This is a genomic window from Janthinobacterium aquaticum, from assembly GCF_009208565.1.
Lineage (GTDB): Bacteria > Pseudomonadota > Gammaproteobacteria > Burkholderiales > Burkholderiaceae_D > Janthinobacterium.
Map to the genome: position 1 here is coordinate 58,901 of NZ_WFLK01000009.1, position 12,133 is coordinate 71,033.

General features: G+C 58.4%; 13 protein-coding genes. 11 read left to right on the top strand and 2 right to left on the bottom strand.

Features of this window, described 5'->3' with window-relative positions:
- The first annotated feature begins 167 nt into the window (after positions 1-167).
- The 4 genes from GCM43_RS15180 to GCM43_RS15195 all read left to right on the top strand — a co-directional run bounded on the left by GCM43_RS15180 (position 168) and on the right by GCM43_RS15195 (position 3,608).
- A complete protein-coding gene (locus GCM43_RS15180) occupies positions 168-773 on the top strand; it encodes a 50S ribosomal protein L25/general stress protein Ctc (RefSeq protein ID WP_152246016.1) in 606 nt (201 codons plus the stop codon).
- Between the two features lie 100 nt (positions 774-873).
- The gene (gene pth, locus GCM43_RS15185; protein ID WP_152245714.1) at positions 874-1,458 is read left to right on the top strand and encodes an aminoacyl-tRNA hydrolase; all 585 of its coding nucleotides are present in this window, start codon (positions 874-876) and stop codon (positions 1,456-1,458) included.
- A 185-nt stretch (positions 1,459-1,643) separates the two neighbouring features.
- Positions 1,644-2,735, top strand: coding sequence for a redox-regulated ATPase YchF (ychF, locus tag GCM43_RS15190; RefSeq protein ID WP_152245716.1), 1,092 nt, complete (start codon positions 1,644-1,646; stop codon positions 2,733-2,735).
- Positions 2,736-2,876: 141 nt separating this feature from the next.
- Positions 2,877-3,608 (top strand): hypothetical protein, encoded by a 732-nt coding sequence (locus GCM43_RS15195; RefSeq protein ID WP_152245718.1) that lies wholly within the window; start codon positions 2,877-2,879, stop codon positions 3,606-3,608.
- A 288-nt stretch (positions 3,609-3,896) separates the two neighbouring features.
- Here GCM43_RS15195 and GCM43_RS15200 read toward each other — a convergent pair whose 3' ends face one another.
- Positions 3,897-4,943 carry a hypothetical protein gene (locus GCM43_RS15200; RefSeq protein ID WP_152245720.1) on the bottom strand — a complete coding sequence of 349 codons (1,047 nt, stop codon included), beginning with the start codon at positions 4,941-4,943 and terminating at the stop codon, positions 3,897-3,899.
- 412 nt (positions 4,944-5,355) lie between these two features.
- On the opposite strand from GCM43_RS15200, the gene GCM43_RS15205 reads away from it, so the two are divergent.
- From GCM43_RS15205 to GCM43_RS15220, 4 genes are all read left to right on the top strand, one after another.
- Positions 5,356-5,730 (top strand): helix-turn-helix domain-containing protein, encoded by a 375-nt coding sequence (locus GCM43_RS15205; protein ID WP_152245722.1) that lies wholly within the window; start codon positions 5,356-5,358, stop codon positions 5,728-5,730.
- Positions 5,717-6,994, top strand: coding sequence for a type II toxin-antitoxin system HipA family toxin (locus tag GCM43_RS15210; protein ID WP_152245724.1), 1,278 nt, complete (start codon positions 5,717-5,719; stop codon positions 6,992-6,994). Before GCM43_RS15205 ends, GCM43_RS15210 begins: the two co-directional genes overlap by 14 nt.
- Before the next feature lie 273 nt (positions 6,995-7,267).
- Positions 7,268-7,552 carry a YlcI/YnfO family protein gene (locus tag GCM43_RS15215; protein ID WP_152245726.1) on the top strand — a complete coding sequence of 95 codons (285 nt, stop codon included), beginning with the start codon at positions 7,268-7,270 and terminating at the stop codon, positions 7,550-7,552.
- The gene (locus tag GCM43_RS15220) at positions 7,549-7,869 is read left to right on the top strand and encodes a type II toxin-antitoxin system RelE/ParE family toxin (RefSeq protein WP_152245728.1); all 321 of its coding nucleotides are present in this window, start codon (positions 7,549-7,551) and stop codon (positions 7,867-7,869) included. The genes GCM43_RS15215 and GCM43_RS15220 overlap by 4 nt, the downstream gene beginning before the upstream one ends.
- On the opposite strand, the gene GCM43_RS15225 is transcribed toward GCM43_RS15220, so the two are convergent.
- Positions 7,870-8,709 (bottom strand): MipA/OmpV family protein, encoded by an 840-nt coding sequence (locus tag GCM43_RS15225; protein ID WP_152245730.1) that lies wholly within the window; start codon positions 8,707-8,709, stop codon positions 7,870-7,872.
- Positions 8,710-8,835: 126 nt separating this feature from the next.
- Between GCM43_RS15225 and GCM43_RS15230 the strand changes: the two genes are divergently transcribed.
- The 3 genes from GCM43_RS15230 (at position 8,836) to GCM43_RS15240 (ending at position 12,128) form a co-directional block, all read left to right on the top strand.
- Complete coding sequence (locus tag GCM43_RS15230) at positions 8,836-9,930, top strand: type II asparaginase (protein WP_152245732.1); 1,095 nt, start codon at positions 8,836-8,838, stop codon at positions 9,928-9,930.
- Positions 9,931-10,060: 130 nt separating this feature from the next.
- Entirely contained in the window at positions 10,061-10,912 is an 852-nt protein-coding gene (locus GCM43_RS15235) for an MOSC domain-containing protein (RefSeq protein WP_152245734.1), read from the top strand.
- A 34-nt stretch (positions 10,913-10,946) separates the two neighbouring features.
- Complete coding sequence (locus tag GCM43_RS15240; RefSeq protein ID WP_152245736.1) at positions 10,947-12,128, top strand: GGDEF domain-containing protein; 1,182 nt, start codon at positions 10,947-10,949, stop codon at positions 12,126-12,128.
- The last annotated feature ends 5 nt before the right edge of the window (positions 12,129-12,133 follow it).

Sequence of the window (12,133 nt, forward strand, 5' to 3'; positions counted from 1 at the left end):
GCAGTAACCAACGTAACAGCAGCGGCGCGGCCTGGTTTCATACCGGCCGCGCCGCTGTTTTAGTCTTTTTCGGGGTGCATGAATCGCATGCGCCCATTGTCGAAGATTCCTGGTCGCGGGAGTCTTCATAACACAAGGCGCAAGTCTTGTTCTTTTTGGAGTATCACATGAAAGTTATCGCATTCAAACGCGAATTGCAAGGTTCCGGAGCGAGCCGCCGCCTGCGCAATTCGGGCCAAACCCCTGGTATCGTCTACGGTGGCGCTGAAGCCCCTGTGCTGGTATCGCTGGACCACAACGCGCTGTACCACGCGCTGAAAAAAGAAGTGTTCCACTCGTCGATCCTGGATCTGGAAATCGACGGCGTTTCCCAGCAAGTTCTGCTGCGCGACTTCCAAGTCCACGCATACAAACAACTGGTTCTGCACGCTGACTTCCAGCGCGTTGACGCTTCGCAACCGATCCACGTGAAAGTGGCGCTGCACTTCATCAACGCCGACGTTTCCCCAGCAGTCAAACTGCACGGCGCGACCATCAGCCACGTTGCCAACGAAATCGAAGTTGCTTGCCTGCCAGGCAAACTGCCAGAATTCATCAACGTTGATCTGGCAAACATCGACGTCGGCCACTCGCTGCACGTAGGCGACCTGGTTCTGCCAGAAGGCGTGACCGCTGTCACCCACGGCGCCAACCTGACCATCGCTACCGCTTCGGTACCGGCTGGCCACGTTGCTGCTGAAGCTGAAGCAGCTGCTGAAGCCGACAAGAAGTAATCAGTTGCCGCGCAAGCGGCTGCTGGAGAAAAACCCGCCTGGCTTGCCGCGCGGGTTTTTTTCTGCCTGTTTTTACCGATTTTTCTAGGATACGCAAGCCATGCCCATACGCCTGATCGTCGGCCTCGGCAATCCCGGGCCCGAATACGAACAAACCCGCCACAACGCCGGCTTCTGGCTGGTGGACAACCTGGCCAACAGCCTGCCGGGCACGCGACTGCAGCGCGATTCGCGCTATAACGCCATGCTCGCCAAGACCAGCATCGGCGGCAACGAAGTGTGGCTGCTCGAGCCGCTGACGTTCATGAACCGCTCGGGCCAGTCGGTCGGCGCGCTGGCGCGCTTTTTCAAGATTGCCCCGGCCGAAGTGCTGGTGGTGCATGACGAACTCGATCTGATGCCCGGCATCGCTCGCTTGAAAAAAGGCGGCTCGGTCGGCGGCCACAATGGCCTCAAGGATATTACTGCCGCACTGGGCACGCAGGACTACTGGCGCCTGCGCCTCGGTATCGGCCATCCGCGCACCCTGAGCCTGCAGCAGCAGGTGGCCGACTTCGTGCTGCATCGTCCGCGTCGCGAAGACCAGGAGCTGATCGAGCAGGCCATCGACAAATCGTTGCTGGTCATGCCGCAGATCGTCGAGGGCAAGTTCGAGGCGGCCACCATGAAGCTGCATACGGCCTGATGTCGCCGACGCGTGCCGCAAGCATCGCGGCAAAGCTGTTGCCGCGCGCCGGGCAGGGGTACAATGACGCCTTGAATGCAATGCGTCTCCTGCCTGGAAACGGCGCCATTGCCGCCATTTTCCCTAACAGCACCGCAAGCACGCCGACTGGCGGCGCCATGTGCTTTGATAATTAAAGGTTTTCCATGAGTCTCCAATGCGGTATCGTCGGCCTGCCCAACGTCGGCAAATCCACCCTGTTCAATGCCCTGACCAAGGCCGGCATCCCGGCTGAAAACTATCCGTTCTGCACCATCGAGCCGAACGTCGGCGTGGTCGAAGTACCGGATCCGCGCATGGCCGCACTGGCCGAGATCGTCAAGCCGGAACGCATGGTCAACGCCATCGTTGAATTTGTCGATATCGCCGGCCTGGTAGCTGGCGCCTCGAAAGGCGAGGGCCTGGGCAACCAGTTCCTGTCGCATATCCGCGAAACCGACGCCATCGTCAACGTGGTGCGCTGCTTCGAAGACGACAACGTGATCCACGTGGCCGGCAAGATCAATCCGCTCGACGATATCGAAGTCATCCAGACCGAACTGGCGCTGGCCGACATGGGCACGGTAGAAAAAGCCATCCACCGCGAAAGCAAGAAAGCGCGTTCGGGCGACAAGGACGCCGCCAAGCTGATGGCCATCATGGAACGCATGATGCCGTACCTGAACGACGCCAAGCCAGTGCGCGCGATGGGCCTGGACGCCGACGAAATGGCCCTGATCAAGCCGCTGTGCCTGATTACCGCCAAGCCGGCGATGTTCGTGGCCAACGTGTCCGACAGCGGCTTTACCGATAACCCGCTGCTCGATCAGTTGACCGCATACGCGAAATCGCAAAACGCCCCGATCGTGGCCATCTGCGCCGCGCTGGAAGCGGAAATCGCCGACCTCGACGACGCCGACAAGGGCGCTTTCCTGGCCGACATGGGCATGGAAGAGCCAGGCCTGGACCGCCTGATCCGCGCCGCCTACAAGCTGCTGGGCCTGCAAACCTACTTCACCGCCGGCGTCAAGGAAGTACGCGCCTGGACCATCCCTGTCGGCGCCACCGGCCCGCAAGCGGCCGGCGTGATCCACACCGACTTCGAACGCGGCTTCATCCGCGCCCAGACCATCGCCTACGAAGACTACGTCGCCCTGAAAGGCGAAGCCGGCGCCAAGGAAGCTGGCAAGATGCGCGCCGAGGGCAAGGAATATATCGTCAAGGATGGCGATGTGTTGAACTTCCTGTTCAACGTCTGATTGGTAAGCCGGATCCGAGAAAATCGACTGGCACCGAAAAGCCCCGCAAATACCTAGGTTTGCGGGGTTTTTTATTCCGGGGAGCTGAGATTTCCCCCGATTTCAGGATAGATGTCTCGTCATTTACCACGACTGAAAAAAATGAACCTTACACCCCTATATCCCGCCTTATTGACCTTCGCTGCAGCAATCGTGGCCGGCGGGGTAGCGCGTTCAAACTTAATTGCTACCAAGGAAACGAAAGTCTCGGAGTTTCGACAAGCTTGGATTAATTCCTTGAGAGAGGAACTTTCAACCCTCTTCTCAAATACTCGCACCCTTGCGCGTTCGGTCCAGGAAGATCGCGATTCCAAGCCTGAAATAAAATCAAAATTCCATTTTGCGCAGGACAAAATTACGGATGTCCGGCACGGGGCCGCCGAAACCTACTACCGCATCAAACTCCGCCTCAACCGGGACCAAGACGACCACAAGGAACTCTTGAAGCTCCTGCGTGAAATGATGGAGGCACAGCAAAGGTACATGAGTGACCCGGCTGCCGACGTACAGCTTCCGCTCAATCAGGTAGAGAAGGCCTCTGACCAGGCCGAGAAGGTACTGAAAAATGAGTGGCGCACTGTCAAAGGAGGTGAGAAAGCGTACCGCAGCGCCATTAATATAACCACTTGGGTATTGAGTGTTTCAGTTGTTATTTGGATAATATTAGTTGCATTCTCAGTATATATGGCCTTAACGGAGCCAGAGCAGGCAACTAATGGGTTGACTTCCCTTTCGACCTCACAAGCGCCATCTCGTTCGACCGGGCCTGCAACAGTGTCGCTTCCGGCCGCACAGGGCAGTTCATCTGCCCCAAAACCACCGGCTTCGAAATAACATGAGTTGCCTCATACGACCGCGTTGAATGCAGAGCCAGTTTCCCTGAAGAAATCCGATGGTGGAGCAGTTTATAAATCGGGATAGGGCAGTAATGCCGCTAAGTTAAGGAAAAATGTTGGCAAACTAAGTAGGTCGGATTAGCCGCGTAGCGGCGTAATCCGACAATATCAGCTGCCAATTGTCGGATTACGCTACGCTAATCCGACCTACCGTCCTCTTAACTTAGCGGCATTAGGATAAAGCGGTCATTTTTATTGGCCGGCCCTATCCCGATTGCTTCTTGGGCTAAGTCGCTGCCCGCTCGCTCAGCCACTTATCAAATACTTTTTTGAACGCACGCGCCATTGGTTCTTCTTCAAAGTGGTACATCGACGGGGCAAACTCCTTGAAATAGTTCTCACGCACCTCGGCCCAGCTTTGGACGTCTAGGGGCAGGTGTTGACAGTCGATGGCGTCGTTGATGACGTGCCGGCGGTCGGTGTTGGCACCCTTCAGCAAACGGCTCCTATTCTCGATGAGCCAGCGCTTGAAGGAGGTCGACCACATATTCAGCATTTCCTCGTGCGTGGTCGTCCGGCGGTACAAGATGAGTGTTGTCGCATGGGCCGAGTACCAAGTCCAATCAGCCAACTCGGCATACTGCCACCCCACGCGTGCAGCCAGTGCCTGCGCTGCAGGCAGTTCCGGAATTCGAAACGAGCCTTTATACGGCATCGAGACCAGGGCGGTGCTGTACTCGACGTACTTCCCATTCGAAAGCGGGAGGCGTTCGTAGAATCGAACTTGGTGGTCGCTTCCCGGGAAATCGAGGCCGGGATGGTTCGTGTTGATTGAATTGCCCCAGCCAGGTTGGCAGGCCTTATGGTCAACCCCGCGGGTTAGGCGTTTCGCCAGACTCTTGTCGTCTTCGCTCGGCTCGACATATCCAATGCCGAAGGTCTTAGCGAACAAAGTCGCACATTGCCGGCGCAAGGCATGAATAACGGGATACCGCCCCTCCGGTTGTTCTTCTAGCTTCAACAGCCGGGCAATCAAGTCTCGGGCTTCCTCCGGGACATCTGTCGCACCAAGCCAGACCGAACTGAAGGCGAACGGCTTGATACCGGGGTACCCCAGTTCATGTAGGCGCTGAACGAACGGTTTGTCGTTCAGAAAGACGATAGGTACAGCCGTGGTGCTCTTAGTATATGCTAGCAGTGCTGCGTGTGTTCGGAAACCAGCGGTTACAGCAATTGCTTCGCTAAGGTGAGCCGATTTGACGGAGGGGAAGCGGTCTTGCAGGGCATTCTTGAGAGAACGCACGGTTGTAGAGGACAAGGCGAAATTAGCCATGGTGAAATTCCAATCATATATGCGGTCAGTGTCTCCCGATTACGCACTGGCCAAATGAATGGAATGCGAGTGCTACGTTTGCTGCAAGTCTGCTTTAACCCGGGAGCAGGTTAGGCCCAGACGCCTTTGACGCATAGTAACACCGCAACACGCTGGGCTGTCAAGACTTGAGATTAGACTTTCCTTATTGTCGGATTGAACCCTTGAATAGTTGCAGCCTTGCACGCGGTTTCGCTCATTCCGAGGCTCCCTCTGGCTGCGCTTCAGCTGAAGGGCTTGCGGATTCAATATTGTTCGATTAGGCATACAAAATCCTATTTTTGTCCATCTTATCGGACATAGAGAATTTTATTGAAATTTGAAATGTCCGATTAAATTGACAAAATTAACGGTATTGTCTACATTATCGGACATGAAGACTAAGACTCCACGCCCCTTTCCCTCTGTGGACCGACAACTCAAGGCATTTGGACAGCGCTTGCGGGAGGCGCGCCTGCGTCGGGACATCTCAACGGTACTATTCTGCGAACGAATGAATGTCTCGCGCGACACCTTGAACCGTATGGAAAAAGGCGATGCATCCATCGCCATTGGCACATATCTCCGGGCTCTACGCGTTCTGGGCATGGATAAGGATTTTGAAACGGTGGCCAAGAGCGACGAACTGGGCCGCAAGCTCCAGGATGCCAAGCTCTTGATACGGACTCCACGCGGGCGAGCGCAGAAGTCCCGCAAGGACGAAGAAGGCGCAATAACCGAAGGGAAGCCCCTCAATGAGCAAAGCTAAAGTACCAGTGGAGCGAGAATCCTATAACGTACACCTGGAGACAGCAGAACTGGGAATACAGGAACAGGTTGGCGTACTTCATCGCAATTTGCGCAAGGAAGACCTGCCGGCCTCTTTTCAATATGTTCCGAGCTGGGAAGAGCACCCTGGCAAGTTCATGCTGGACCCGCGCCTGGACCTTCACTCCGGGGAGCAGTACCCAGATGCCGGCGCGCCAGGCTTTGGCATTTTCCTTGATTCAGCACCAGACCGCTGGGGTCGGATGCTCATGGAGCGACGCGAGGCAGCCGAAGCCGACCGTGAGGGTCGACCAATGAAGGCGCTACGCGAAGTGGACTTCCTGTTGGGAGTGCACGACATTACACGCATGGGGGCACTTCGCTTTCGCAAGCTCGACAGCGCCAACTTTCTTGATGACCGTGAAAGAGCCGCACCACCCGTCACTAGCTTGGGCGAACTGGCCGAAATAAGCCGCAAGCTGGAAGAGCCCGGCGTCGAGAAACTTCCGGAATATGAGCGCTGGCTGTCAATGCTGATCGCTCCAGGTATGTCCCTCGGTGGCGCGCGCCCAAAGGCGAACTTTACTGACCTGACGGGCAAGCTCTGGTTCGCGAAGTTTCCGTCCAGGGAAGATCGATATGACGTGGCCGCCTGGGAGTTTATCGTTCACCAGATGGCTCGTGACGCCGGCATCTGGGTGCCGGCTTCTCGACTGGAGAAATTTGGGGATGGGTACCGCACGTTTTGTGTAGAGCGCTTTGACCGCGCAGGAGAGAGCCGCCGCATGTTTGTATCGGCAATGACCCTGCTCGAACGCCAGGATGGACACACCGGTGCCAGCTACGTCGACCTGGCGCAACTTGTCTCCGATCAAGGTGCTCAGGGCCACATCAATCTCGACCTCGAGCAGCTCTATCGCCGCGTTGTCTTTAATGTTCTTGTCGGAAATCGGGATGACCACCTGCGCAATCACGGGTGTATCCGCGACAAAACCGGCTGGCGCCTGGCGCCCGCATATGACATGAATCCTAACCTTTACAAACATGAGCATGCCTTGACCCTGGATGGAAATGTGGCCGCCCCGAGCATAAAAGCCGTGCGTGATACCGCAGAAGATTTTTATCGCCTCACCCGAGCCCAGGCAGACGCCATCGAAAAACAAGTGACAGACGTGGTCAAGGAGTGGCCAGACCGGGCCGACCAGCTGAACATGCCTCGTTTTGAGATTCAGCAAATGACCAAAGTCTTTCTTTCAGGGCTATAAGCACAATTTTTGAGCCGAAACTTGAACGTCCGATGGGAAGCGTAACCCCAGACTGGTTCGACCAAAGCTTGGGCATCGTCCCACCGGATAACTTTGTCGTCTTGCTGTCCAACGTCTAAGCCAGCCCCATGAAAACCCGCCGCGTGCGGTTTTTTTACGCCCCTTTTTACTCAGCCTGCATCGCTGGCAACTGCGTTTGATCAAGTACTTGCTCTTGTCTTGACGGGCAAACAGGAGAATAATGCGTTACATCTGCAACGCTTTGGAGCCTTGATGAAAACAGCAAACTTTCCTTCGCTGCGGGTTGATCCGGCGCTGCGCCAGGCGGCTGAAGACAGCCTGTTCGATGGCGAAACCATCTCTGGGTTTGTGGAGCAATCGATACGCGACAGTATTTTACGCAGGCAGCATCAGCGTGAATTTGTCGCGCGGGGCCTGGCTGCACGCGATGCGGCTGCCGCTGATGGGCACTATGTGAGCGCCGAAACTGTGCTTGGCAGATTGAGCGGAATGCTTGCCGAGGCTAGGGCACAGGCGGCTACCGAGGCTGCCGAGTGACTCTCACCGAGCGTTTTGCCGTTCGCTTTACGCCGCATGCCGAAGCCGATCTGGTGCGACTGTATGACTTTATCCTGCAGCGTGACACCAGCGATCTGGCGATGGCCGAACGCGCACTGACTGCCATTGGACATGCGATTCGGGGGCTGGAAATGTCGCCGTTCAGCTATCGCAAGGTGCGCAGCAATGATCCGTTTCTGCGTGAAATCATCATTCCCTTTGGCGCTGCCGGTTATGTTGCCTTGTTTGAGATCGGGCACGCGCATACCGTGACGATTCTGGCCGTGCGCCACCAGCTTGAAGACGATTATCTGTAATTAATCCCCGCTGCCACGCGCCGCCTGGCTTGAGCGTTGCCACGTCCACATCACCCCAAAACCGGCCGAGGTGCCGCTGGTTTGCTGCAGCAGCGGGCTGTTGCGGTTGGCTGCGCCTTGGTAGAGCTCGTGGCGCACGAAGGCAAAGGCGCGCCAGTCGGGATGCAGCAGGTAGGAGCCTGACAGGCCCAGGCGCGTGAGCATCAGGCCGCTTTTGGCGGCATAGGCAGGGCGCTCCGGCGTGGCGTATTGCGGCGCAACGGTGTAGAAGTAATCGTTGATATCGCGGTTGCCCAGCACGGCACTGAGTGACGCATCCATGCTCCAGCGTCCGCTGTCGCCCTGGCGTGCGTAGCTTAAGCGCGGCTCCAATGTCGCGCCCTGGCGGCGCAGGCCGCCGCGCGCTTCGATCACGGCGCGTAGCGGCAGTTCCAGTTGCCAGCGGCTGGTGGGCGTTGGCTCGGCCAGCTTGATTTTCAGGCGCGGGCCGAACTCCACCAGCGTGCCCAGATCGGGCATGCCGCGCCGGGCCGGCACGTCGTCGGACCTGGCCGGCAGCGACAGGGCAAAGCCCACGTCAAATTGCGTTCGGTCGGTATTGAGCAGGCGCGCACCAACGCCGGAGCGGTCGGCGCGCAGCACTTCGCCGCGGTAAATCAGATAGGGCAGCGCCAGCGTGCGCGTCGAGCGTTCGCTGGCGCCCGGGTAGGCGGGCGTGACGGCGCTGCCGGCAAAGACGCCGGCTTCCCACAAGGGTAAGGCTGGCTCGGCGGCCAGCAGCGGGCCTGCCAGGGCCAGCAGGCCGGCGCCTGCCAATATCCGGTAGTTTGATGGGCACATGTTGCTACTGTAGCGCATCGAGGCTGGTGCACGCTTGATGTTGCTGATTTCAACTTGGTACACAGGTGCGATGACATATAATTTGCACACGGTTCAGTTATTCCAAACATCCTATTGAGGAGCACCATGTTTTCACGTAAATTCCAGTCCTGCGCCCAGCTGATGCTGGCGACCGTCATGCTGAGCTTTGTCGCGGCGTCGCCTGCGCGCGCGCAGCAGCCTGCTGCCAAATTGCCCAACGTGGTGATCTTGGCGACCGGCGGCACGATTGCCGGCAGCGGCGCCGACAGCACCACCACCGTTGGCTACACCTCCGCCACGGTCGGCGTCGATCGCCTGATCGCGGCAGTACCGGAATTGAAAAAAGTGGCCAACGTCAAGGGTGAGCAGGTGTTCCAGATCGCCAGTGAAAGCATGACCAATGCACACTGGCTGACGCTGGCCAAGCGCATCAATGTGCTGTTGGCTGGAAGCGACGTCGATGGCGTGGTCGTTACGCACGGTACCGACACGATCGAAGAGACGGCGTATTTCCTCAATCTGACGGTCAAAAGCAACAAGCCTGTGGTGGTTGTGGGCGCCATGCGTCCGTCGACGGCTATTTCGGCAGACGGCCCGATCAATCTGTACAACGCCGTGCTGCTCGCTGGCAGCAAGGAAGCCGTCGGCAAGGGCGTGCTGGTGGCGCTGAACGACCAGATCAATGCGGCGCGCGAAGTGAGCAAAACCAACACTTCCACCACCGACACCTTCAAGTCGACCGAACTGGGCATGCTCGGCTATATCCAGGGCAGCAAGCCTTATTTTTATCGCCAGTCGACCCGCAAGCACACGCTGGAGTCCGAATTCGATATCAGCAAGCTCGACAGCCTGCCGCAGGTCGATATCGTCTACGGCTATGCCAATATGAACCGCATCGGCATGGATGCCTTTATTGCTGCTGGCGCCAAGGGCATTATCCACGCTGGCGTGGGTGATGGCAGCGTGGCCGCACAGATGAAGCCGGCACTGGTCGAAGCACGCCAGAAAGGCGTACTGATCGTGCGTTCGAGCCGCGTTGGCCAGGGCATCGTGGCGCGCAATGGCGAAGCGAACGATGATGAACTCGACAGCGTGGTGTCCGATACCCTGAACCCGCAAAAAGCGCGCATCCTGCTGATGCTGGCGCTGACCAAAACCAATAGCACGCAGGAAATCCAGCGTATTTTCTATACCTATTGATTTTGCTGCAGGCCATCAGCAGGTTGGCAACATCGCTGCCCCTAAAGGCGGATTGTCGCTGGCCTGCTTTGCTGCCATACTTCGCCCCTGAACAATTGCTGGCGTCAATCATGGCGCATCCTGCTGGCTTATGGCTATCCTGACCGACATCACGCTCTATCCGATCAAATCGTGCGCCGGTATTGCGCTGCAGGAAGCGGTACTGACGCGCGACGGCCTGATGAGCGAGCAGGTCTATGACCGCGAATGGATGGTCGTCGATGCCAACGGGCGCTTTCTGACCCAGCGCGAGCATCCGCGCATGGCGCTGATCGTGCCGCGCATCAAGGCTTCCACGCTGGAACTGCGCGCGCCCGGCATGCTGCGCCTGGAAATCGAACTGGGCTTGCCGCATCCGCAACTGGCGCCGATGCTCGAGGTGCAGTTGTGGGACGAGACTGTGCGCGCCTACGATTGCGATGACGCCACCGCTTCCTGGTTCTCCAAGGCCATCGGCGTGCCGTGCCGGCTGGTGCGCTTCCACCCTGAGGTGGTGCGCCCCACCAGCACCAAATGGACTGGCGGCATTGCCGCTTCCACCATGTTTGCCGACGGCTATCCGGTGCTGATCGCCAGCGAGGCTTCGCTTGACGACGTCAATGACAAGCTGCGTACCATCGGCCGCGCGCCGGTACCGATGAACCGTTTCCGGCCCAATCTGGTGATCGGCGAGATCGGCGCTTTTGAAGAAGATTATGCCGATTTCCTGCAGTTTGGCGCCACCACCCTGAAACCGGTCAAGCCTTGTTCGCGCTGCCCGATTCCTTCGGTGGACCAGGCTACTGGCGAGATCGGTCCGGACCCGCTGGACGTGATGCAGGCTTACCGGGCCAAGCCTGAACTGGACGGCGCCATCTGCTTTGGCATGAATGCCATCGTGACCGCCGGCGGCGACGAGCCACTGGTGGTGGGGCAGGAAGTCGGTTTCGAACTGGCGTTTTGAGTGTCGTGCGCGCACTGTAGGGTGTAAGGTAATCATGAACCAAGCAATTTTGCCCGTCACGGGTGCCGATGCCAGCGACGGGCGCCTTGCCCGTCTGGAGGCGGAAAACCAGAACCTGCGCGAGCGGCTGGCGTTCCTGCTTGAACAGGTCGAGCGCAACCATGACATCATGTGCCGTCACCAGGCGTTCGACCTGGAAATCGTCGGCGCTGCCACCTTTCCCGAACTGATCGGCACGATTTTTCGCACCTTGCCCGCGATCTCCGATCTCGACGGCGTGACCCTGAGCCTGCTCGATGAAGATGACGATATCTTGCTGGTGATGGAAAAGCTCGGTGTCGATTTCAGCCTGTTCCCGCAGTTGCTGTTTGTCCATGGCGTGCAGGAACTGGGCTTTGCTGTCGGCAGCGATCAGGCGGACGGCGCGCCGCTGCCGCTATTGGGCGCTTTTGACGCCGCCTTGCATGCGGCGCGTTTTCCGTGTTCGACGGTGGCGCTCGGCAGCGTGGCGCTGGTGCCTTTGCTGCGCAACAAACGCCTGATCGGCAGCCTGAACCTGGCCAGCAGCGATGCTGCCCGTTTTACCCCGGTGCTGGGCACCGACTTTATCAAGCATATGGCCTCGATCATCGCCATTTGCCTGGAAAACGTGATCAGCAATGAAATGCTGAAGTATATCGGCCTGACCGATGCGCTGACTGGTGTGTACAACCGCCGTTATATCGACCGGCGCCTGCTCGAAGAGATCGGCCGTGCGCGCCGGCAAAGCTATTGCATTGCCTGCATGTATATCGATATCGACCATTTCAAGCGAGTCAACGATACCCATGGTCATCAGGGCGGCGACGAGGTGCTGCGCGAGGTGGCCGTGCGCATCCGCCAGGAACTGCGCCGCTCGGACGCGCTGGGCCGCTTTGGCGGCGAGGAATTCGTGGTGCTGCTGATCGACGCCGACCTGGCCAGCGCTGCCTTTGTGGCCGAACGCATCCGCGCCAGCATTGCCGAGAAGCCATTTGAACTGCCGGCCGGCACGCAGACCTGGGCCAGCGTCTCGATCGGCGTCGCGAGCTTGCCGTCGCAGTCGCCGGACAGCCTGCTGCCGCTCGATGTGGTGGCGCAGCAACTGGTGGCGCACGCCGACCATGCGCTGTACCAGGCCAAGGCCGGTGGCCGCAACCAGGTAGTCAGCTGGAGCGAGGCCCAGGCCGCGCAGTGAGCGCA

What these genes read in the sequence shown, in the direction of transcription:
- GCM43_RS15180 (WP_152246016.1), top strand. Translation starts at nt 168, where the DNA reads ATGAAAGTTATCGCATTCAAACGCGAATTGCAAGGTTCCGGAGCGAGC.
- pth (WP_152245714.1), top strand. Translation starts at nt 874, where the DNA reads ATGCCCATACGCCTGATCGTCGGCCTCGGCAATCCCGGGCCCGAATAC.
- ychF (WP_152245716.1), top strand. Translation starts at nt 1,644, where the DNA reads ATGAGTCTCCAATGCGGTATCGTCGGCCTGCCCAACGTCGGCAAATCC.
- GCM43_RS15195 (WP_152245718.1), top strand. Translation starts at nt 2,877, where the DNA reads ATGAACCTTACACCCCTATATCCCGCCTTATTGACCTTCGCTGCAGCA.
- GCM43_RS15200 (WP_152245720.1), bottom strand. Translation starts at nt 4,943, where the DNA reads ATGGCTAATTTCGCCTTGTCCTCTACAACCGTGCGTTCTCTCAAGAAT.
- GCM43_RS15205 (WP_152245722.1), top strand. Translation starts at nt 5,356, where the DNA reads ATGAAGACTAAGACTCCACGCCCCTTTCCCTCTGTGGACCGACAACTC.
- GCM43_RS15210 (WP_152245724.1), top strand. Translation starts at nt 5,717, where the DNA reads ATGAGCAAAGCTAAAGTACCAGTGGAGCGAGAATCCTATAACGTACAC.
- GCM43_RS15215 (WP_152245726.1), top strand. Translation starts at nt 7,268, where the DNA reads ATGAAAACAGCAAACTTTCCTTCGCTGCGGGTTGATCCGGCGCTGCGC.
- GCM43_RS15225 (WP_152245730.1), bottom strand. Translation starts at nt 8,709, where the DNA reads ATGTGCCCATCAAACTACCGGATATTGGCAGGCGCCGGCCTGCTGGCC.
- GCM43_RS15230 (WP_152245732.1), top strand. Translation starts at nt 8,836, where the DNA reads ATGTTTTCACGTAAATTCCAGTCCTGCGCCCAGCTGATGCTGGCGACC.
- GCM43_RS15235 (WP_152245734.1), top strand. Translation starts at nt 10,061, where the DNA reads ATGGCTATCCTGACCGACATCACGCTCTATCCGATCAAATCGTGCGCC.
- GCM43_RS15240 (WP_152245736.1), top strand. Translation starts at nt 10,947, where the DNA reads ATGAACCAAGCAATTTTGCCCGTCACGGGTGCCGATGCCAGCGACGGG.